The sequence below is a fragment of the Mycobacterium shunyiense genome (genome assembly GCF_058270035.1).
Window position 1 is genome coordinate 341,869 of sequence record NZ_JBZDPT010000040.1, and the last position, 19,809, is coordinate 361,677.

A 19,809-nucleotide genomic window follows, 5' to 3' on the forward strand; every position below is an offset into this window, starting at 1 on the left:
CTAGTGGCTGACGGCCTTGAGGCCCACGATGCAGCCGACGACGCCGAGCATCAGTAGAACCTTGATGACCGACGCGGACTCGGCGCCGGTGATCATGGCGAAGGCGATGGTGAGCACCGCGCCGATGCCGACCCAGATCGCATAGCTGGTGCCGGGCGGCAGGCTGCGCATCGCGATTGCCAGCCCGATCATCGACAACACAAGGGCCACACCGAAAATCACCGACGGAACCAGACGGGTGAAACCCTCTGTCTTGCTCAGGGCAGTCGCCCAGACCGCTTCCAGGACACCTGAGACGACGAGAATCAGCCATGCCATGGCACACCTCCAAACACCCCGTCTTGTCGCTGGCCGGGTACGGGTGCGCCTCGTCCGGTGCCATGTGCTGGCGACTCCCATTGTAACAACGACGTAACATTGCGGGCTGTGAGCTTGGCAACCACCTGGTCGCGGTCGATCGGCATCGATGTCCCAATCGTCAACGCGCCGATGGGCGGTGCGGCAGGAGGCCGGCTGGCCGCCGCGGTCTCGGCTGCCGGCGGTCTGGGCATGGTCGGCATGGGCAGCTCGGCGACAGCTGACCAGTTGACCGCCGAGTTGGCTCAACTCGACGGGCAGCGATTCGGAATTGGCCTGGTGCACTGGGTTGCCCAGGATCGGCCCGATCTGTTCGACGTGGCCTTGGCCGCCCAGCCGGCGCTGTTGAGCGTGAGCTTCGGGGATGACTGGCACTGGGTGCGTCGGGCGCATGATGCGGGCCTCACGGTGACAACCCAGGTGGCGACGGTCGATGCCGCCCGGCGTGCAGTCGACGCCGGTGTCGACGTGGTGGTGGCCCGGGGCGCCGAAGGTGGCGGCCACGGTGAGCCAACGGTCGGGACGCTGCCGCTGTTGACCGAGGTACTCGACGCCGTCGACATACCGGTACTGGCCGCCGGCGGGATCTCCTCACCGCGCGCGGTGGCTGCGGTGCTGGCGGCGGGAGCGGATGCCGCCTGGGTCGGCACGGCATTCGCGGCGTGTGTCGAGGCGCTGACGCCGGCGCCGGCGCGTGATGCGTTGCTGGCCGCGGCGGGTGACGACACCGAGCTCACCACCGGCTACGACGTCGCCGCCGGCTATCGGTGGCCGGCGACGATTCCCGAGCGAGTGCTGCGTGGATCGCCCGTCAACGCGGGACAGGGCGTAGGTGCGGTGCAGCGGGAGGCCGGTGCTGCCGAAATCGTGCGGTCGCTGTCCGACGGCGCCGAGCAGCTACTGCGACGTTGGCAGTGATGAGCCTGCCAAACCGCCGAGAGCGGCGGCGGATTGGCAGGCCCGGGACGTATTTAACTCGCTCGGCAATTATGTGTCAGCCGAATCGGCGAATTCGTTACCGGTAGCTGAGAGCCTCCTCCACGATCGAGGCCACCTTGCCCGCACCGTCCTCGGCGTTGATCTGGACGGCAAGGCTTTCGGCGCTGTCTCGAAATGTATTGGTCGACAACACTGTTCGAATCGATGTGGCCAGATTGTCGGGGTTGAGGCGATTCTGCCGGAGCGGTGGCGGGCTGACGCCGAGTTCGACGAGCCGTTGTGCCCAGAACGGTTGGTCTCCGAAGCCGGCCGGGACCGCAATTGTTGGTACGCCCGCCCGCAGGCCGGCGGCTGTCGTGCCCGCGCCGCAATGATGTACGACGGCTGCCGCCCGTGGGAACAACCAGTCGTGTGGCACCTCGCCGACGGCGAGCACGTCGTCGCCGCAGGCATCGAGTCCCGACCATCCGGCCTGGATCACTGCCCGGGTGCCTGTGGTTCGAACGGCCTGCGCCACAACGGTGGACAAGGTCTCGGCCGCGACGCGGCTGTTGACGGTGCTGCCGAAACCGATGACAACCGGCGGTGGGCCGGCGTCGAGGAACCTCACCAGTTCGGCGGGTGGTTGCCACCCGACCGGGCGGGCCGGCCACCAGTAGCCGACGACGTCGATCCCCGTTCTCCAGTCCGACGGCCTCGGCGCAACCGCAGGGGAGTAGCCGTACAGGATGGGCCAATGAACGTCGCTGCGTTGCCGTCGTAGTGATCGAGCCGAGGCCTTCGACAGACCGAGTCTCTCGCGAAAGTGGTTGGTAGTCCTGCCGTATAGGCCGTCGATCATCGTCTCGCCGATCCGCGCCGCCGCCCGGTTTCCGTACCGACCGGCGGTCCACGCTCCCATCAACGCCGGCGGGTGGTCCGCAGTCGTCGACATGGGCTGCAACCGCACGCCGATGCTGGGGATGGCGAGCGCCTCGGCCAGCGGATGGCCGACCAGTTCGGCGAACGGCGACAGCAGCAGGGCGTCGATCCCCTCGTCGCCCACGGCGGCCAGCACGCCCTCGCCCAACCCTCGCATGCCGCGTGGGGAGAGGAACGCTGCCATCGCCTGCGCGGCCTGGCGTGCCGACACGTCCGATAGATCGGCTGTGTTGTCGTCGGGGCCGTCGTCGAGGCCGCGGAACTCCAGCCCGCATCCGGTCACCAGATCGGCGAATGCCTGAAATGCCAACATGATCACGCGATGGCCGGCTTGCCGCAGCCGCATACCGACCCCGGTCAGCGGTGCGACATCACCGCGACTGCCGATGGCGATGATCGCGATGGTCGCCACTTACCCTCCCGGGGTGGCGAACACGAACAACGCCATGAAGGCGATGTTGATGAAGAACGTGGCCTCCACCAGGCTGACGGTGATGAAAAACGGTGTGTACAAACGTGCTTGGGCCTCTGGCTGGCGCGCGACACCGGCGATGAATTGCGAGCCGGCCAGCCCGTCGCCGATTCCGGCGCCGATCGCGCCGCCGGCGAGCACGATCCCGCCGGCCAGCAGGGCGTGGCCCATCAATTCCTCACTTGCCATGGTGCACCTCCTGTGATCGATCGAGCAGTTTGGTGATGACGGCGGCGGCGTTCGCGGCACCGTCCTCGCGATCGAGCTGCTTCGAGAGTTCCTGGGCCCGAGCGCGGTACGACCCGGTGGTGACAACGTCGCGGATGCTGCGCGACAAGGACTCGGCGTTCAGCGATCGGCGCTGCATCGGCAGGGCCGCCACACCGAGTCGGTGCATTCGCGCGGCCCAGAAGGGTTGGTCCATGATTCCTGTCACCGGCACCGACGGGATACCGGCGCGTAACGCCGCTGCCGTGGTGCCCGCGCCGCAGTGGTGGACCGCCGCCGACATCTGAGGAAGCAGCCAGGAATGCGGGACGTCACCGATCGTGATGACCTCGTCACTGTCGCACCGAAGACCGGCCCAGCCGCGCTGGACCACGGCCCGAACCCCTGCACGGCGGACCGCGGCCCCGATGATCTCTGAGAGTTGGGGACCGTGCGCCGTTGCGGTGCTTCCGAGTCCGATGTAGACCGGCGGCGGTCCGGCCTGCAGAAAATCGGTGAGCCGTGTTGGTGGCTGCCATCCGCCGGGGTGCTGTGGCCACCAGTAGCCCGTCACGTGGAGATGCGGCGGCCAGTCCCCGGGCTTGGGCACGATGTGTGGGCTGAAGCCGTGCAGGATCGGCCAGCCGGCCGTACGTCGCCGCTGGTAGTCCGTGCGTGATGTGGCCGTCAGGCCCAGGCCGGCGCGAAGCTCGTTGATCACTGGTAGATAGGCCTTTTCGCCGACGGCGCCGATACGCCCCAACATTCGATTGCCACAACGGCCGAAAGATCTCGCGCTGAGCACCGATGGTGGGAAGTCGCCGGTCGGTGCGGTGGGCTGGAGAAACACACCGGCGCTCGGGATGCCGAGTCCCTCGGCCACGTGGTATCCCACGACCGCTGCCACCGCGGGCAGCAGAAGCAGGTCCGCGTCGGCCGCGGTATCGGCCAGGGCCACACCCAGATCGCGCATGTCCGAGCGCATCTCGTCCAGCAATCGAGTCGATGGCCGCATTCGGCCACCATCGACGAAAGCTTGTGCCGCGGGGGAGTTCCTGGTCGCCTGTTCGGTGTCCCCGGGCAGCGGTCGGAAGTCGACACCGGTGTCGGTGACGAGCGCGCGGTAGGGTTCCTGCGCGGCGATCACCACCTGGTAACCGCATTCGATCAGGTGTCGGGCCAGCCCCGTGTACGGTGCGACGTCGCCGCGGGTGCCGAACGCCGCGATCATGACGGTGGTCATCGTGCCGTGGCCTTCGCGAAGATCTCGACAAGCACCTCGCCGTGGCCGATCACGTCGTAGTCGGGATCTCGGGCGTACTCTTGCGCCGCACTGTCCAACGCGCCGCGCAGGATGTTCTTCATGAACAGCGGTGACAGTTCCCGGAATTCGCCGTCGTTCATTCCGGCCTCGAAGACGGTCAGCGGGTCCAGGGCGGCCAGATCCCCGGTCGGCGGATGGTCTTGAACGGCTTTGGCGGCCGCTTGGTCAACCCGTAGTCCGTTTGCGTCCCGGTAGCCGGAGATGAGCTCGAGCATTGCCACGGCCGCGGCTCGGTTGGCCGCGACGAACGCCACGTTGGCCCGGATGTAAGCGGAAAGCTTTGCCGCCGCGGTGGTTTCGGCATTCACCGCGGGCACGATCACTGCGGCACCACGCGTGAAGATCTCGGTGAAGACCGCCTCGACGACTTCGGACTTGCTGGTGAAGTGGTAGAGCACAGCGCTTTTCGCGATCCCGATGTGCTCGGCGATGCGCGCCAGGGAAGCCTGCGGATAGCCCTGTTCGGCGATCACCTCCAGGGCGCCCTCGACGATCTGCCGGCGCCGGGCCTGTTCGGTAAACGTTTTCGTGCGTTCAGACCGCATGGTCTGAGATTAGACCGATCGGTCAGACATTGGCAAGGGTGCGCCGTTGCTAGGTGCGCGAGGCCTTCGCCGCACCTCGCTTCGCCTTGGCGATGAACCGGATGATCAGCGCGGCCAGGACAATCATGAGGAACGGTCCGTAGAAGTCCGTGTAGGTGACGCCTCGACGCCAGTAGGCGATGAAGAACGTGAACCAGATGACGTAGCTGCCGGTGAGGTGCAGGTTCTTCCACGTCGAGTACTGCATGCGCTTGGAGATGCGGTCGAACGAGGTGATGGTCATCGCGATGATGAATCCGTAGGCGATGAAGTCCAGGACAAAGACACCGTGGGGGGTGGGATCGACGACGCGGGTCTCGAACCGCTGTTGGTTCAGAACGATTGTCGTGACGATGAATGCGGCGTGGACGAAGTGAGATCCGGCGAAGCCGACGCCGAGATAGCGTCGGTTGCGGCGGATCCACTTGGTGGTGTTGTTCGGCCACAACTGGTACAGCGACGACGCGGTGAAGGCGAGCAGGAACAGGATCGCCGATGTCCGGGCAGTGATGCGGATGCCGAGGTTGGCTCCGTTGACGCCGCCCACCACCCACGCCGCGAGGGTTGAGCCGACGGCGATCGCCACGATGAGGAACCACGTCAATGTCCAGCCTGAAAGCATGGACTTGAGTGGGGCGCGGGGGGCCGGTGCAGCGTTTTCGGCGTCAGATAATTCGGTCGACACTTCTAGAACTCCTCCTGCTGAGACGGGCCTTGTCCGAAGATCACGCCATCTAGTCGAACACGATTGAGTCATCGCATCCAACGAGCGTTTTCGATGGATGTCATCTACATAGCAGATGAAGGTGTCCATCCCGGGGCGCACTATGGCCGGCTGCGTGCAATCCGAAGAGGTTGCCGCCGAAGCATTTCGCAGATGCCGATAAATCGCAGATCAGCGAATGGTTCGGCGGTTCAGTGACCGTGCGCCCATCATCAGCATCAACACGATCAGGGCCCCGACGATCCCGACGCCGACCCGCACGGGCAGGGCATCTGCCGGAGGCAGCACCGAAGCCGCTTGCGCAGCGGCCGCTGGGTCGGCCTTGGGGGCGGTCAGGGACGGATCGGGGTCGACGAGAGTTCCGACCTTGGTTCCCGGGGGAGTGGCGAACCCGTAATCGAGCAGGTGTGCGGCTTGCTCCCACGGCGCGATCGGGACCCGGGTGCCCTTCATGAGGATGGCCACCAGGCGGCGGCCGTCACGGTTGGCCGCGCCCACGAAGGTCTGCCCCGCGTCATCCGTGTATCCGGTCTTGCCGCCCATCGCGCCCGGGTAGTTGTAGAGCAGCTTGTTGTCGTTCTCCACCGGGTAGGACGGATTGCCGTCACGGCCTGGGAAGTCGTAGGTCTGGGTGGCGACGATGTCGGCGAATGCCGGGTTCTGCCAGGCGTAGCGGTAGAACAGGGCGATGTCGTAGGCAGAGGTGCTCATGCCGGGGCCGTCCAGGCCAGACGGGGTGGCCGCGCGGGTATCGCGCCCGCCGAGCTTGCCCGCCAGGATGTTCAGTTTCTGTAGCGCGGGGTCCATGCCGCCCAGCTGAACCGCGAGGGCATGTGCGGCGTCGTTGCCGGAGTGCATCAACAGACCGTGCAGCAGGTCGTTGATCGTGTACTGACCGCCGGGCCCGACGCCTACCCGGGTGCCCTCGGAGTTTGCGTCGTCCTGGGTACCGGCAACCAACTTGTTGAGGTTGAGTTCGTTGAGCGCAGCGGTGGCCACCAATACCTTGATGATGCTGGCCGGGCGGTGCCGGCCGTGCGGGTCGCGGGCGGCGATGATGTCGCCACTGTCGAGGTCGGCGACCACCCAGGCCTCGGCGGAGACATCGTTGGGCAGTGGCGGAGTGTTTGCGGCGGTGATCACTCCGCAGCCTGAGAGCGCCTCACCGCCAACCGTCTTGGCGGGTACGGGCAGTGGTCCCGGTGTGACCTCGCCTGGCTTGGGCACTTCCGAGGCGTCGACCGCAGGGGGAGTGGTGACCTTGTACGGGCATTCGGGCGCCGGGTCAGCATTGGCTACGCCGGCCGTCATCAGGGGTGCCGTCAGCATCGTCAGTGCCGCAAACACGGACACTGCGCGCTGGGTAGTCCTCCGCAAGGTCGCCATCGTGTCCGAAGATTAGGTGACTCGGACACAATTTCCCGTTTGCCACGCTGTGACGTGTGTGGTTTGTGTGACAAATGTGAACGTGCTGTATGCGGCGGTGGGCATGCGTGGTCGGCTCGGCATGTCGATCCGGGCAGACATTCGGGCCCCGCGGAGGATGGGACCCGAATGCTTGCCGGTTACCCGGCGTCCCCCGACCCGGAGGAAGCTCGGCAGCGCTGTTGGCGGGTCTGGCTTTACTTTGCAGAGGAGGCCTCGCCTGGAGGAACGAGGATTGGTCCGCAGGTTTCGTAGCCGCGAGGACAAGCGGGGAATCGCCGTCGGGATCACCCGGCAGGGTCAGGACTATCTGCGGCCGGTGCTGCGCACATACGCCATGCTGGTGCGGCAGTTCTATCTCGCGCCGCTGGACCGGGAACAGATGAACGCTCTGGGGGACAGCGCCAGACGCGTCGGCGATGCCTTGAAGAACCGCAACTAACCCAAGTCGCGAAGGTCGGCACAGGCCAGCGCCGGGAAGGCGATCGTCGACATCCACAGCCTGCCTGCGGATTCCACGACCCCGGTGACAGTGCCGAAATCCGGCCGGGTGGTACGCAGCCCGGCGAGCGCCTCGCCGGAGTCGGCGTCGAAGGCCAGCACCCACACCTGGGGACGGATCTTGGGTTGGAGTCGGTCAGGCAACTGCCACAGCAGTTTTCGGATCACCGGCGCGCGCGGTGCGAGGGCCTCTGCGGCGGCGTTGGGCGGAGACACCATCGCCACCCAGATCCGGCCGTCGGCGCCGGTGGAGATGTTGTCCGGGTACCCGGGCAGGTGCACCGCCAGCGGCGTCACCGACCCGGCCTGCGGCCCGCTCAGCCAGTACTTCGACAAGCGCCGGCCCTGAGTTTCGGCGAACACCAACGCCGACTCGTCGGCGGTGGTGGTCACGCCGTTGGCGAAGTACAGGCCGTTCAGCAGTGTGGTGACCGAGCCGTCGGTATTCAACCTGAACAGGCTGCCGCGGCCGCGGGCTTCCATGACGGCGCCGGCGAAATGCTCGAAATGGAAATGACTGGTCGACTCGGTGAAATAGATTGTGCCGTCGGCCGTCTCGGTGACATTCGAGCAGAACCTCAACGGGCGGCCATCCACCGATTCCACCAGCGTGGACAACACTCCGGTAGCAGGTTCCAATGCCAGCAGTCCGCGGTGGCTGTCGCAGATGAGCAACCGGCCGTCGCGGGCGACATGCAGGCCCAGCGGACGTCCGCCGGTATTGCCCACCACTTCAGCCGCTCCGTCGGGCGACACCCGCACGATGCGTCCATCGACCAGCCCGGTCCACAGTTGCCCGGAGGCGTCGACCACGACATCCTCGGGCCCGTCGCCAGGCAGCGGGACGATGGTCAGTTCGGCAGGGCCGAAGTTCGGCAACTCGTCAATGGGAGGCGGAGTCCAACGAACCGGATCGATCGGGGGTTTACGTGGCACGCCGCCAGTCTGCCGTCGAAACGGCATTCCGGCAGAGAGTTACTCGAACTTCTTCTGCCGGAATGCCGTTTCGACGCAAAGGGGTGGGGCTACAACAGCTTTCCTGCCTCGGACAGCACGCCGTGCAGGATCTCGTAGATCGCGTCGAACTCGGCCTGCCCGCTGATCAGTGGCGGGGCCAGCTGGATCACTGGGTCGCCACGGTCGTCGGCGCGGCAGTACAAGCCGGCCTCCCACAGTGCCGGCGTCAGGAACCCGCGCAGCAGGCGCTCGGACTCCTCGTCGTTGAACGTCTCCTTGGTGGCCTTGTCCTTGACGAGTTCGATCCCGTAGAAGAAGCCCTCGCCGCGGACGTCGCCGACGATCGGTAGGTCGTAGAGCTTCTCCAGGGTGGCCCGGAACGCCGGGGCGGCTTGCTTGACGTGGTCGTTGATGCCCTCGCGCTCGAAGATGTCGAGGTTGGCCATGGCGACCGCGGCTGAAACCGGGTGTCCGCCAAAGGTATAGCCGTGGCCAAAGACGGTCTTGCCGTCGTTGAACGGTTCGAAGAGGCGGTCACTGGCCACCATCGCCCCCAGCGGTGAATAGCCCGAGGTCAGGCCCTTGGCGCTGGTGATGATGTCGGGCACGTAGCCCAAGTCGTCGCAGGCGAACATCGACCCGATGCGACCGTAGGCGCAGATCACCTCGTCGGACACCAGCAGCACGTCGTACTGGTCGCAGATCTCGCGGACCCGCTCGAAGTAGCCGGGCGGGGGTGGGAAGCAACCCCCCGCGTTCTGCACCGGCTCGAGGAACACCGCAGCGACGGTCTCGGGTCCCTCGAACTCGATGGCCTCGGCGATCCGGTCCGCGCAGTAACGGCCGAAAGCCTTTTCGTCGTGCGCGTATTCGGCAGGTGCCCGGTAGAAGTTGGTGTTCGGAGCGCGGAAGCCGCCGGGGGTCAGCGGCTCGAACGGAGCCTTGAACGCCGGGATGCCGGTGATCGCCAGCGCGCCCTGCGGGGTGCCGTGGTAGGCGATCGCGCGCGAAACCACTTTGTGCTTACCGGGTTTTCCGGTCAGCTTGAAGTACTGCTTGGCCAGTTTCCAGGCGCTCTCGACGGCCTCGCCGCCGCCGGTGGTGAAGAAGACCCGGTTCAGGTCGCCGGGGGCGTAGTTGGCCACGCGTTCGGCGAGTTCGATGGCCGGCGGCGTGGCGTAGGACCACAGCGGGAAGAAGGACAGCTTCTCGGCCTGCTTGGCGGCAGCCTCGGCAAGTTCCTTGCGGCCGTGGCCCACCTGGACGACGAAAAGGCCGGACAGGCCGTCGATGTAGCTCTTGCCCTTGTCGTCGAAGATCCGGACACCCTCGCCGCGGGTGATGATGGGCGGTGTGATGCCTTCGCCGTGTCGGGCGAAGTGTCCCCACAGGTGGCGGTTCGCCTTGGCGGCCAGATCTGTGGTGGAGGTGGTTGGTGCGTGTTCTGCGATAGTCATCGCGTTCCCCAATTGTATTGCTGTTTGACGAGTTTCAGGTAAACAAGGGTTTCGGTGGTTATCACTCCCGGCAGCGAGCGGATCTGGGTGTTGAGAAGTTCGAGCAGGCTGTCGTCGTCTTCGCAGACCACTTCGCAGATGGCGTCGAACGATCCCGCGGTCAGTACCACGTAGTCGACGGCGTCGATGGCGGACAGTTTCTCGGCCAGCTTGAGGGTGTCGCCGGTGCACCGGATGCCGATCATCGCCTGGCGCGCGAACCCGAGTTGCAGCGGATCGGTGACCGCGACGATCTGCATGACACCCGCGTCGACCATGCGTTGCACGCGTTGGCGCACCGCGGCCTCGGACAGGCCCACGGCCTTACCGATCCCGGCATACGAACGGCGGCCGTCGGCCTGCAGCTTCTCGATGATCGCCTTCGACAGGTCGTCGAGTTGAAAGGCGGTGCGAGAATTGTTGTTCACCCGCAGCGGGACGGGCTGAAGGTCGTCACCCTCAGGGTTGCTCATGCCTCCGATTGTGCACGGAATCCGTCGTTTGTGGCAATCGAATCGATGAAATCCCTTGTTTGAACCGGGTCCAACGCGGGATTGCGTAGAGAAGAAATGTGGCATCGGTTACCGTGGGGCTCCATGAGCGTGGCAGTGAATGTGACAAGCAGCTGGATCAACGGGGCGCCCGTGGCGACCTCCGGGCCGACCCACCAGATCATCGACCCGGCCACCGGGCAGGCCGTTGCCGATTACGCCCTGGCCACCCCGGACGACGTCGACAACGCCGTCGCTGCCGCCCGCCAGGCGTTCCCCGGGTGGTCCAAGGCGACACCCGCCGAGCGGTCCGCGGTGCTGGCCAAGCTGGCCAAGCTCGCCGACGAACATGCTGATCAGCTGATTGCCGAGGAGGTCAGCCAGACCGGCAAGCCGGTGCGCCTGGCCACCGAGTTCGACGTGCCGGGCAGCATCGACAACATCGACTACTTCGCCGGTGCGGCCCGCCACCTGGAGGGCAAGGCCACGGCCGAGTACTCCGGTGACCACACCTCCAGCATTCGGCGCGAAGCCGTCGGCGTCGTCGCCACCATCACCCCGTGGAACTACCCGCTGCAGATGGCGGTGTGGAAGGTCATCCCGGCGCTGGCGGCCGGCTGCTCGGTCGTCATCAAGCCGGCCGAGATCACCCCGCTGACCACCCTCACTCTGGCGCGGCTGGCCACCGAGGCCGGGCTGCCCGACGGAGTGTTGAACGTGGTCACCGGTGGTGGCGCCGACGTGGGCAACGCCCTTGCCGGGCACCGCGACGTGGATGTCGTCACCTTCACCGGCTCGACCGCCGTCGGCCGCAAGGTGATGGCGGCCGCCGCCGTCCACGGCCACCGCACCCAGCTTGAGCTGGGTGGCAAGGCGCCGTTCGTGGTGTTCGACGACGCCGATCTGGACGCCGCGATCCAGGGGGCGGTGGCCGGTTCGCTGATCAACACGGGCCAGGACTGCACCGCTGCGACCAGGGCGATCGTGGCCCGGGACCTGTACGACGACTTCGTCGCCGGCGTCGCCGAGGTGATGAGCAAGATGGTCGTCGGAGATCCGCACGATCCCGACACCGACCTGGGCCCGCTCATCTCGTTCGCCCACCGCGACAAGGTCGCGCAGATGGTGGCGCGCGCACCCGAGCAGGGCGGCCGCGTCGTCACCGGCGGGGTTGCGCCCGATCTCCCGGGTGCGTTCTACCGGCCCACCCTGATCGCCGACGTCGCCGAGACCTCCGAGGTCTATCGCGACGAGATCTTCGGTCCGGTGCTCACCGTGCGGCCGTTCACCGATGACGACGACGCGATCCGGCAGGCCAATGACACCGTCTATGGTCTGGCAGCCTCGGCCTGGACCCGCGACGTGTACCGCGCCCAGCGCGCCTCTCGCGAGATCAACGCCGGATGCGTGTGGGTCAACGACCACATCCCGATCATCAGCGAGATGCCGCATGGTGGCGTCGGCGCGTCGGGCTTCGGCAAGGACATGAGCGATTACTCGTTCGAGGAGTACCTCACCATCAAACATGTGATGAGCGACATCACCGGGGTTGCCGAAAAAGAATGGCACCGAACGGTTTTCAACAAGCGCTGACGCATCTGGAGGGAATGCCGCCGTGGCCATGAAGTGCGTGGTGATCGGCGCCGGCGCCTGGGGTCTGCCCACTGCGGCCGAACTTGCCCGCCGCGGGCACCGGGTGACGCTGATCGATCGCTACGGCCCGCTCAACACGCTGTCGTCATCCGGAGGGTCGACCCGGTTGTGGCGGCTGGCCGATCCCGACCCGCTCCGGGTTCGGTTGGCGCAGCGTGGAGTTGACGCGATGCGGCGCCTGGCCGAACGCGCCGGCACCCCGGTGTTCCTCACCCATGGCCTGCTGTGGCGTGACGACCAGTCACTGCCTGGCGTGCAGTCGACGCTGGACGCTCTCGGGGTGTCGTACACGAGCGTGGCTCCTGGCGATGTGGGCCGGTTCTTCCCCGGTCTGCGCGGCGACGGGCGCCATGCCCTGTGGCAGCCGGTGGCGGGTGTCGTCCTGGCCGGAGAATCGCTCAGGGCGCAGCTGAGCCTCTTCCGGAGTGCTGCCGGCGCAACGGTTCTGGAGCGGGATGTGGCTGCAGTCGAGACGGTGGCCAACGGCGTGCGGGTGGTCCTGGACGACGGTGACACCATCGACGCCGACGTCGTGGTGATCGCTGCGGGGCCGGGGTCGGGGCCGCTGTTGTCGCCGCTCGGCCTCGAGCTGTCGCTGCACCCATACCTGGAACAGGTGGTGTACTTCGGTGATCCGGCGGATCCTGCTGCCACCGACGACTTTCCGTGCCTGTTCGACGGGCCGGGTGAGGACCGCCCCGGCATCTATGCCATGCCCTCGCCGGGCGCGGGGTACAAGATCGGTTTGGACAAGCCCTTGCGGGACTACCGTGCCGGCGACATCGATCGGACGCCCGATGCCGAGCGGACTGCCGTGCTGCGTGACCGGGTGTGCGCCGATATGTCCTCGGTGGATCCGACGGTTCTCGACGCCCAGGTGTGCAGTTGGACCGACTCTCCCGACGGCACCTTCGTCGTCGATCGGCTCGCCGGTGGGATCGTGGTCGCCTGCGGGGACTCGGGGGAGGGCTTCAAGTACTCCGCGCTGATGGGCGAGGTGCTGGCGGATCTGGCCGAGGGACGCGTGCCGGACGCCGATGTGGCCGCCTGGTCGTTGGCGCGCTTCTCTCAGGGCGTGCCCGCGCGCACCGGCCCGCATGTGCTCGGCAGGCACTAGAAGGCCTGCGGGCGTTCTACGGAATCAGTCGTTGGCGGCGTATTTGACCGGGCTGATCATCGGTATTTCTGCCGACAGCTGCTGATAACGCGCCAGTGTGTCCTATCCCACAAAGTGTGGGGAATGTGATCCAGGCCTTGCGCGCGCACTCGAAGCAGACATAGGGTTCGGCCGGAGCGAACAAAGTGTTCGCTGAAAACAATCCTCTTGCTCTTATGAGACGAACGGATGTTTCGATATGAGTGCGACTGTCGAGCCCGATCCCGCTGGGACGACGGCAGACACCGTGGTCGGTGCCCGGATCCGGCAGTTCCGCGCCGCGCGGAAGATGTCTCTTCGGCAGCTGGCCGACCGGGCCGGTATCTCCCCGGGCTTCCTCAGCCAGGTCGAGCGCGGCCAGGTCAACGCCAGTGTCGGAACGTTGCGCCGATTGGCGCAATCACTGGGCATCGTCCTGCCCGACCTTTTCACCGACGACGAGGTCAGCGACGTCCGCATTCTCCGGAAGGCGGCCCGTCCCACCATCGAGGTGTCGGAGCTGAGCTCGAAGTACCTGTTGTCGCAGAAGCCGCTTCGCAACCTCGAGGTGTACGCGGGGGAACTGTCGCCCGGCTCGAGTGCGGGCGAGGCGTATGTGCACGGTGACGCGCAGGAGATTCTCATCGTCATCGCCGGTACTCCGACGCTTGAGCTCGACGGCGAGCGCTACCTGCTCGAACCGGGCGACAGCGCGGAGTACCGGACATCCATGCCGCACACCGTTCACAACTTGAGTGACGCGCCGGTCGAACTCATCTGGATCGTCAGCCCCCCGACTGACTGGCCGACCTGACGGGCCGCTCGCCCGCTGCGGATGTGACCGCATCCGCGAACACCTTTCCGCCCAGATCAAAGGAGATCCGCAAATGAACAAGTCACGTGTAGCCCGCAGTGTGCCCGCCTTGATCGCCGCAGGCGTCCTCCTGGCCACCGCGTGTACCCCGGCAGGTCCCGGCCAGGCCGCCGACGTCGACCTCGGGAGCGGACCGCCGCAGGCGGGCACCATCAAGGAGGGTGCGCTCAAGGGCACCACGATGACGTTCGTCTCCTACGGCGGCATCTTCCAGGACGGTCAGGCGAAGGCCGCGATCGAACCGTTCGCGGCGCAGTCCGGGGCAAAAGTGTTGCAGGACGGGCCCACCGAGAATTCGAAGATCAAAGCCCAGGTCGACTCCAAGAACGTGACCTGGGACGTGGTCGACAGCACGAACGTGTTCACCGCCAAGAACTGCGGCAAGCTATTCATGCCGCTCGACACCAGCATCGTGGACATCAGCAAGCTGCCCGCGGGGACCAAGACCGACGACTGTTCCGTTCCGGCAATGGGTTACGGCCTGATCGTGGTCTACAACACCAAGAAGTACGGTGCGAACCCGCCGAAGACGTGGGCCGACTTCTACGACACCGCGAAGTTCCCCGGCAAGCGGGCCATCGAGGGCGTGCCCGGTGAGCTTGACCCCGGAGTGCCCGAGGGGGCCCTCCTCGCCGACGGTGTCGCACCCGACGCGGTCTACCCGATCGATCTCGACCGCGCGCTCAAGAAGATGAACTCCATCCGCAATGACACAATCTTCTGGACCACCGGCGCACAGTCTCAACAGCTCATCGAATCCGGCCAGGTCGACATGGCGCTCGTGTGGAGCGGTCGCGCCTACTCGGCGGTCAAGAACGGCGCGCCATTCGCTCCGATGTGGGACCAGTGGATGCCCGAGGCCGACACGATCGCCGTGCCGATCGGCGCCCGGAATCCCAAGGCGTCCATGGCGTTCATCAACTTCTATCTCGGTGCGCAGCAGCAGGCCAAGCTCGCTGAACTGACGTCGTACAGCCCGATCAACGTCGATGCCAAGCCTCAACTCGATGACCTCGCCCGGTCGTATCTGACCACCACGCCGGAGCGGGAGAAGGACAAGTTCCCGCTCGACCTCGATTACTGGGCCGAACACCAGGAGGACATCGCCTCCAAGTACACGGCCTGGCTCGCGGGCTAGGAGGGTTTCGTCGTATGTCGATGGTCGATGTTCTGGCCGGTGGTGCGCCACCCAAGATCCAGACAACCGCCCCGCCTTCGGGGCGGAGATTGGGCGACGTCGGGTTGTTGCTGCCGTCGATCCTGCTCGTGGCCGGGGTGTTCGGACTGCCGCTGGCCATCATGTTCTGGCAGGCATTCAGCGATCCAGAACTCGGCTTCGGCAATTTCGCCTGGTACCTGGGCGATTCCGTGCAACGCAGCGTTCTGTTGCGCACGTTCACCACGGGCCTGGAGGTCACGGCGATCTGCCTGGTTCTCGGCTACCCGTACGCGTACGCCATGGTCGCGTTCGGACCGGCGGTGCGTATCGCGCTGACACTGATCGTGCTGGTGCCGTTCTGGACCAGCCTGATGGTGCGCACCTTCGCCTGGGTGATCCTGCTGGAGGACGGCGGACCGATCCAAACCCTGCTGTCCTTCGTCGGGCTGGGCGGTGTGCCGTTGCTGCGCACCAATCTGGGCGTGGTCATCGGGATGAGCCAGATCCTGCTGCCGTTCATGGTGCTGCCGCTGTACGCCGTGATGTCCGGTATCGACCGCAGGCTCGTGCTCGCATCGTCGAGTCTCGGTGCGCGACCGGTGATCTCGTTCGCCAGGATCTGGGTTCCGTTGTCGATGCCCGGCGTGGGAGCGGGCTGCCTGATGGTGTTCATCAGCAGCCTCGGCTTCTACGTCACCCCGGCGTTGCTCGGCGCTCCGGATGACGCCCTGATCAGTCAGCAGATCTACGTGCAGGTCACGAGCCTGCTGGCCTGGGGCAGGGGAGGTGCGATGGGCGTGGTCCTGCTGCTCGTCACCTTCTTGGTCCTCGCGGCCCTGATGTACCTGCTGCGCCGAAACCGGAAGGAGCGCACGACATGACACGGCACATGAAGACGTTCTGGAACGTTCTGCTCGGACTGTTCTGCGCGGGTGTCGGATTATGGCTGGTCGCACCGTCGTTGATCGTGGTGCCGCTGAGCTTCACCGACCGGCCCTCGTTCGCGTTCCCGCCGACCGGATGGTCGACGCGGTGGTATCACACGTTCTTCGAGGACCCGGCGTGGATCTCGGCCCTGAAGGCGAGCCTGGAAGTCGGCGTCCTGGTGGCCGTGTTCGCCACCTTGTTCGGCACTGCCGCGGCGGTGGCGCTCAGCCGCACTTCGCTGGCCGGCCGGCAGGGGATACGCGCATTCCTGTTGGCTCCCATGGTCGTTCCGGTGATCGTGGTCGCGGTCGGCCTGTACGCGTTGTTCCTGAGGTTGAACCTGCTCGGGACGGTGTTCGGCTTCGTCGTCGCACACAGCATGTTGGCGCTGCCCTTCGTCATCGTGCCGGTGATGGCCAGCCTGCAGGGGTTCGACCGGCGCCTGGAGGATGCCGCGGCGATCTGTGGTGCCGGCCGCTGGACCACCTTCCGTACCGTCACACTGCCGTCGGTGGCCCCAGGGGTGCTCTCGGGTGCGCTGTTCGCGTTCGCGACGAGCTTCGACGAAGTGGTGTTGTCGCTGTTCATCCAGAACCCGTATCTGCAGACGTTGCCGGTCAAGATGTATGCCTCGGTCACCCGTGACACCGATCCCACCATCGCTGCGGCCGCCACCCTCATCCTTGCCCTCACGACGTGTCTGACGGTCGTCGCGGGCATCTATTCGCGCAGGAGGAACCGTGTCCACTGACCAAACCCCGCACGGAGCGTCGATCACCATGCGGCGCCTGACCAAGACCTACGGGTCGGAGACCGTCGTCAACGCCATCGACCTCGACGCGCGGCCGGGTGAGTTCCTCACCCTTCTCGGCCCCAGCGGGTCGGGAAAGACCACCACGCTCAACATGATTGCCGGTTTCGCCGACGTCACGGAGGGCGAGCTGTTGATCGACGGGCGGCCGGTGGCCGATCTGCCGCCGTACCGCCGCAACATCGGCATGGTGTTCCAGCACTACGCGCTGTTCCCGCACATGACGGTGATCGACAACGTCGAATACCCGCTGCGGCAACGCAAGATGGCCAAGGCTCAGCGTCGCGAGAAGGTGGCCGCCGCGCTGCGGACGGTCGGCCTCGACGGCTACGGCAAGCGGATGCCCAAGGAACTGTCCGGTGGTCAGCAGCAGCGGGTCGCGTTCGCCCGCGCCATGGTCTACGAACCGCGCGTGCTGCTGATGGACGAACCGCTCGGTGCGCTGGACAAGAAACTGCGCGATTCGCTGCAACTGGAGATCAAGCGTATCCACGGCGAACTCGGCACCACGTTCGTCTACGTCACGCACGATCAGGACGAGGCCCTGGTGCTGTCGGACCGCATCGCGGTGTTCAACAAGGCCAGAATCGAACAGATCGGTTCGCCCACAGATCTTTATGAGCGCCCGAAGAGCATCTTCGTGGCCCGGTTCCTCGGGGAGTCGTCGCTGTTCTACGGAAAGCTCGAAGACGGGCTCGCGGTGAACGCCTATGGGCGGCGGATCGTGGCCGGCCGGGGCGATGCTGCCAGTGGTGACGCTGTGGCCGTGGTGGTGCGTCCGGAGCGGATCCGCATCCTCACCGGCGACGGGGAGCCCGAGGCCGTCAATGCGGTGCCGGGCACCGTGATTCAGGAAATCTACCTGGGCTCCTCCCGCAAGGTCGAGGTCAGCCTGCCCGACGGCGCCGTCGCGCTCGTCCGGGAAAGCGCGGACAGCATCACGCCGACCCAAGCGGGGCAGAAGGTCTGGTTGACCTTCGATCCGGATGTCGCCACGATCCTGCCCGCCGACACATGACGTCGGCCGGCGTATCCATCACTGACAACAGCCACAAGTACAGGAGAACCAAGATGTCCCCCGACGGTCGCACGACCAGCGGTCTCGCCAATGACTTCGTGAACGGCAGTGTGTCGTTCTGGTATCGCGCGGCGGGTTTTCCGAAATCGAGACCGCCCTTGCCGGGGTCGCTCGAAGCCGACGTCTGCATCGTCGGGGCGGGGCTGACCGGCTTGTGGGCAGCGTATTACCTCAAGCGGGAGCAGCCTGACCTGCGAATCGTGATGCTGGAGAAGGAGTTCGCCGGATTCGGGGCGTCCGGTCGTAACGGTGGATGGCTGTCTGCGGAACTCGCCGGGTCCCGCGACGCCTATGCCTCCACGCACGGTCATGGCGGCGTCGTGGAACTCGTGCGGGCCATGCGGGGTGCCGTCGACGAGGTCATCGACGTCACGAAATCCGAGGGTATCGAGGCCGACATCGTCAAGGACGGTGTGCTGCACGTGGCACGCAACCAGGCCCAGATGGGCAGGCTGCGTGAGTCGCTCGACTACGAGCGGAGCTGGGGTGCGACCGAGGACGACTTCGTTGTGCTCACCGGTGACGAGTCCAACGCCCGCATCCGGGTAGAAGGCGCCATGGGTGCGTTGTTCACCCCGCACTGCGCACGGGTGCAGCCGGCCAAGCTGGTCGGCGGCCTGGCCCGCGTGGTGGAGGGCATGGGCGTCGCCATCTACGAGCAGACCGAGGTGACCGACATCAAGGCTGGTCGTGCCATCACGGCGCGCGGCGATGTCCGCGCCCCCGTGATCCTGCGCTGTCTCGAAGGTTTCACCGCGACCATGCCGGGACAACGCCGCGCGTGGCTGCCGATGAATTCGTCGATGGTGGTGACCGAACCGCTTCCGGAATCCGTGTTGCAGGAGGTCGGCTGGAAGGGGGCCGAGCTCCTCGGCGACTACGCGCACGGCTACATGTACGCCCAGCGTACGGCGGACAATCGAATTGCCCTGGGCGGCCGTGGAATTCCCTACCGGTACGGCTCAGCGCTCGACCATCGCGGCGCCACCCAGCAGTGGACCATCGACGCTCTCGGGGCGCTCGTTCGCGACATGTTCCCCGCGACCCGCGATGTTCCGATCGAGCACGCCTGGTGCGGTGTGCTCGGAGTGCCACGCGACTGGACCGCCACCGTGGACTTCGACCAGGCCAGCGGGCTCGGCACCGCGGGAGGGTATGTCGGCAGCGGTCTGACCACCACCAACCTGGCCGGGCACACACTTGCCGACCTCGTCCTCAAGCGTGACACCGCGCTCACCCGGTTGCCCTGGGTGGGGCGACGGGTCCGCAAGTGGGAACCGGAGCCATTCCGGTGGCTCGGGGTCCAGGCGATGTATGCGCTGTACCGCACCGCTGACCGTCGCGAGTCGACCCGCGGGCTGGCCGGTACCAGTGGGCTGGCACGGGTGGCCAACAAGATCACGGGGCGCTGACGCCATGGAGACGACTGTGAACCTGCTGCATGTTGACGCCGCAACTGCCGAACTGCCCGAGCCGCAACCGAAACCGACGAGTGTCAGCGGTCAGCTGGAATCTGCGATCAGTGTCTGGGCCGATGCGGTGACCGACACCGGGGTGTGGGAATGCGGCCCGGGGGAGTTCACCGCGGACCGTTCGAGTGCGACAGAGGTCTGTCACATCATCTCGGGCGCCGGCAGCGTGGTCGGCGAGGACGGAACGAGCGCCGACATCGGGCCGGGCACGCTGCTGGTCCTGCCCCGAGGGTGGCGCGGGACGTGGTTCGTCACTGAGGCGATCCGCAAGACGTACGTCATGATCGGTGTCTGAGGGCGCG

General features: G+C 66.2%; 21 protein-coding genes and 1 riboswitch. Of the genes, 11 read left to right on the plus strand and 10 right to left on the minus strand.

The window, feature by feature from the left end; genetic code table 11:
• On the minus strand, positions 1-318 hold the full coding sequence (locus AC4ELS_RS22960; RefSeq protein WP_499049427.1) for a DMT family transporter: 318 nt from the start codon (positions 316-318) through the stop codon (positions 1-3).
• A gap of 12 nt (positions 319-330) precedes the next feature.
• Positions 331-395: riboswitch (guanidine-III (ykkC-III) riboswitch) on the minus strand.
• Positions 396-426: 31 nt separating this feature from the next.
• Here AC4ELS_RS22960 and AC4ELS_RS22965 point away from each other — a divergent pair.
• Positions 427-1,275: a nitronate monooxygenase gene (locus AC4ELS_RS22965; RefSeq protein ID WP_499049428.1), complete on the plus strand. Its 849-nt coding sequence runs from the start codon at positions 427-429 to the stop codon at positions 1,273-1,275.
• 97 nt (positions 1,276-1,372) lie between these two features.
• Here AC4ELS_RS22965 and AC4ELS_RS22970 read toward each other — a convergent pair whose 3' ends face one another.
• The 6 genes from AC4ELS_RS22970 to AC4ELS_RS22995 form a co-directional block, all read right to left on the minus strand.
• Entirely contained in the window at positions 1,373-2,629 is a 1,257-nt protein-coding gene (locus AC4ELS_RS22970; protein ID WP_499049430.1) for a glycosyltransferase, read from the minus strand.
• The gene (locus AC4ELS_RS22975) at positions 2,630-2,860 is read right to left on the minus strand and encodes a F0F1 ATP synthase subunit C (protein ID WP_165617822.1); all 231 of its coding nucleotides are present in this window, start codon (positions 2,858-2,860) and stop codon (positions 2,630-2,632) included.
• A gap of 7 nt (positions 2,861-2,867) precedes the next feature.
• The gene (locus tag AC4ELS_RS22980) at positions 2,868-4,139 is read right to left on the minus strand and encodes a glycosyltransferase (protein ID WP_499049432.1); all 1,272 of its coding nucleotides are present in this window, start codon (positions 4,137-4,139) and stop codon (positions 2,868-2,870) included.
• Positions 4,136-4,765, minus strand: coding sequence for a TetR/AcrR family transcriptional regulator (locus tag AC4ELS_RS22985; protein WP_064936397.1), 630 nt, complete (start codon positions 4,763-4,765; stop codon positions 4,136-4,138). The genes AC4ELS_RS22980 and AC4ELS_RS22985 overlap by 4 nt, the downstream gene beginning before the upstream one ends.
• Before the next feature lie 49 nt (positions 4,766-4,814).
• Complete coding sequence (locus tag AC4ELS_RS22990; RefSeq protein ID WP_499049435.1) at positions 4,815-5,426, minus strand: hypothetical protein; 612 nt, start codon at positions 5,424-5,426, stop codon at positions 4,815-4,817.
• 273 nt (positions 5,427-5,699) lie between these two features.
• Positions 5,700-6,914, minus strand: coding sequence for a D-alanyl-D-alanine carboxypeptidase family protein (locus AC4ELS_RS22995; protein WP_499049437.1), 1,215 nt, complete (start codon positions 6,912-6,914; stop codon positions 5,700-5,702).
• A 274-nt stretch (positions 6,915-7,188) separates the two neighbouring features.
• Between AC4ELS_RS22995 and AC4ELS_RS23000 the strand changes: the two genes are divergently transcribed.
• Positions 7,189-7,395, plus strand: coding sequence for a winged helix DNA-binding protein (locus AC4ELS_RS23000; protein WP_448448579.1), 207 nt, complete (start codon positions 7,189-7,191; stop codon positions 7,393-7,395).
• On the opposite strand, the gene AC4ELS_RS23005 is transcribed toward AC4ELS_RS23000, so the two are convergent.
• From AC4ELS_RS23005 to AC4ELS_RS23015, 3 genes are all read right to left on the minus strand, one after another.
• On the minus strand, positions 7,392-8,390 hold the full coding sequence (locus tag AC4ELS_RS23005) for an SMP-30/gluconolactonase/LRE family protein (RefSeq protein WP_448448580.1): 999 nt from the start codon (positions 8,388-8,390) through the stop codon (positions 7,392-7,394). The two genes, AC4ELS_RS23000 and AC4ELS_RS23005, sit on opposite strands and share 4 nt — an antisense overlap.
• A gap of 89 nt (positions 8,391-8,479) precedes the next feature.
• Complete coding sequence (locus AC4ELS_RS23010; RefSeq protein ID WP_064879349.1) at positions 8,480-9,868, minus strand: aspartate aminotransferase family protein; 1,389 nt, start codon at positions 9,866-9,868, stop codon at positions 8,480-8,482.
• On the minus strand, positions 9,865-10,380 hold the full coding sequence (locus AC4ELS_RS23015) for an Lrp/AsnC family transcriptional regulator (RefSeq protein ID WP_038566321.1): 516 nt from the start codon (positions 10,378-10,380) through the stop codon (positions 9,865-9,867). Before AC4ELS_RS23015 ends, AC4ELS_RS23010 begins: the two co-directional genes overlap by 4 nt.
• 123 nt (positions 10,381-10,503) lie before the next feature.
• Between AC4ELS_RS23015 and AC4ELS_RS23020 the strand changes: the two genes are divergently transcribed.
• The 9 genes from AC4ELS_RS23020 to AC4ELS_RS23060 all read left to right on the plus strand — a co-directional run bounded on the left by AC4ELS_RS23020 (position 10,504) and on the right by AC4ELS_RS23060 (position 19,802).
• Entirely contained in the window at positions 10,504-11,991 is a 1,488-nt protein-coding gene (locus AC4ELS_RS23020; RefSeq protein ID WP_064879351.1) for a gamma-aminobutyraldehyde dehydrogenase, read from the plus strand.
• 28 nt (positions 11,992-12,019) lie between these two features.
• Positions 12,020-13,168, plus strand: coding sequence for an FAD-dependent oxidoreductase (locus AC4ELS_RS23025; RefSeq protein WP_498886175.1), 1,149 nt, complete (start codon positions 12,020-12,022; stop codon positions 13,166-13,168).
• Between the two features lie 238 nt (positions 13,169-13,406).
• On the plus strand, positions 13,407-14,000 hold the full coding sequence (relB, locus tag AC4ELS_RS23030) for a type II toxin-antitoxin system RelB family anti-toxin (RefSeq protein ID WP_003882365.1): 594 nt from the start codon (positions 13,407-13,409) through the stop codon (positions 13,998-14,000).
• Between the two features lie 73 nt (positions 14,001-14,073).
• Positions 14,074-15,198: an ABC transporter substrate-binding protein gene (locus tag AC4ELS_RS23035; protein ID WP_498885267.1), complete on the plus strand. Its 1,125-nt coding sequence runs from the start codon at positions 14,074-14,076 to the stop codon at positions 15,196-15,198.
• A gap of 14 nt (positions 15,199-15,212) precedes the next feature.
• Entirely contained in the window at positions 15,213-16,100 is an 888-nt protein-coding gene (locus AC4ELS_RS23040; protein WP_499049439.1) for an ABC transporter permease, read from the plus strand.
• Complete coding sequence (locus AC4ELS_RS23045) at positions 16,097-16,897, plus strand: ABC transporter permease (protein ID WP_236734645.1); 801 nt, start codon at positions 16,097-16,099, stop codon at positions 16,895-16,897. The genes AC4ELS_RS23040 and AC4ELS_RS23045 overlap by 4 nt, the downstream gene beginning before the upstream one ends.
• The gene (locus AC4ELS_RS23050) at positions 16,887-17,975 is read left to right on the plus strand and encodes an ABC transporter ATP-binding protein (RefSeq protein ID WP_499049441.1); all 1,089 of its coding nucleotides are present in this window, start codon (positions 16,887-16,889) and stop codon (positions 17,973-17,975) included. Before AC4ELS_RS23045 ends, AC4ELS_RS23050 begins: the two co-directional genes overlap by 11 nt.
• A gap of 53 nt (positions 17,976-18,028) precedes the next feature.
• Complete coding sequence (locus AC4ELS_RS23055) at positions 18,029-19,447, plus strand: NAD(P)/FAD-dependent oxidoreductase (RefSeq protein ID WP_499049443.1); 1,419 nt, start codon at positions 18,029-18,031, stop codon at positions 19,445-19,447.
• A gap of 4 nt (positions 19,448-19,451) precedes the next feature.
• Positions 19,452-19,802: a cupin domain-containing protein gene (locus AC4ELS_RS23060; RefSeq protein WP_499049445.1), complete on the plus strand. Its 351-nt coding sequence runs from the start codon at positions 19,452-19,454 to the stop codon at positions 19,800-19,802.
• Positions 19,803-19,809: the final 7 nt, after the last annotated feature.

Excerpts from the sequence above, each read along its gene's own strand:
- AC4ELS_RS22960 (WP_499049427.1), bottom strand. The coding sequence starts at position 318 with ATGGCATGGCTGATTCTCGTCGTCTCAGGTGTCCTGGAAGCGGTCTGG.
- AC4ELS_RS22975 (WP_165617822.1), bottom strand. The coding sequence starts at position 2,860 with ATGGGCCACGCCCTGCTGGCCGGCGGGATCGTGCTCGCCGGCGGCGCG.
- AC4ELS_RS22980 (WP_499049432.1), bottom strand. The coding sequence starts at position 4,139 with ATGACCACCGTCATGATCGCGGCGTTCGGCACCCGCGGCGACGTCGCA.
- AC4ELS_RS22985 (WP_064936397.1), bottom strand. The coding sequence starts at position 4,765 with ATGCGGTCTGAACGCACGAAAACGTTTACCGAACAGGCCCGGCGCCGG.
- AC4ELS_RS22990 (WP_499049435.1), bottom strand. The coding sequence starts at position 5,426 with ATGCTTTCAGGCTGGACATTGACGTGGTTCCTCATCGTGGCGATCGCC.
- AC4ELS_RS22995 (WP_499049437.1), bottom strand. The coding sequence starts at position 6,914 with ATGGCGACCTTGCGGAGGACTACCCAGCGCGCAGTGTCCGTGTTTGCG.
- AC4ELS_RS23010 (WP_064879349.1), bottom strand. The coding sequence starts at position 9,868 with ATGACTATCGCAGAACACGCACCAACCACCTCCACCACAGATCTGGCC.
- AC4ELS_RS23015 (WP_038566321.1), bottom strand. The coding sequence starts at position 10,380 with ATGAGCAACCCTGAGGGTGACGACCTTCAGCCCGTCCCGCTGCGGGTG.
- AC4ELS_RS23020 (WP_064879351.1), top strand. The coding sequence starts at position 10,504 with ATGAGCGTGGCAGTGAATGTGACAAGCAGCTGGATCAACGGGGCGCCC.
- AC4ELS_RS23025 (WP_498886175.1), top strand. The coding sequence starts at position 12,020 with ATGAAGTGCGTGGTGATCGGCGCCGGCGCCTGGGGTCTGCCCACTGCG.
- relB (WP_003882365.1), top strand. The coding sequence starts at position 13,407 with ATGAGTGCGACTGTCGAGCCCGATCCCGCTGGGACGACGGCAGACACC.
- AC4ELS_RS23035 (WP_498885267.1), top strand. The coding sequence starts at position 14,074 with ATGAACAAGTCACGTGTAGCCCGCAGTGTGCCCGCCTTGATCGCCGCA.
- AC4ELS_RS23040 (WP_499049439.1), top strand. The coding sequence starts at position 15,213 with ATGTCGATGGTCGATGTTCTGGCCGGTGGTGCGCCACCCAAGATCCAG.
- AC4ELS_RS23045 (WP_236734645.1), top strand. The coding sequence starts at position 16,097 with ATGACACGGCACATGAAGACGTTCTGGAACGTTCTGCTCGGACTGTTC.
- AC4ELS_RS23055 (WP_499049443.1), top strand. The coding sequence starts at position 18,029 with ATGTCCCCCGACGGTCGCACGACCAGCGGTCTCGCCAATGACTTCGTG.
- AC4ELS_RS23060 (WP_499049445.1), top strand. The coding sequence starts at position 19,452 with ATGGAGACGACTGTGAACCTGCTGCATGTTGACGCCGCAACTGCCGAA.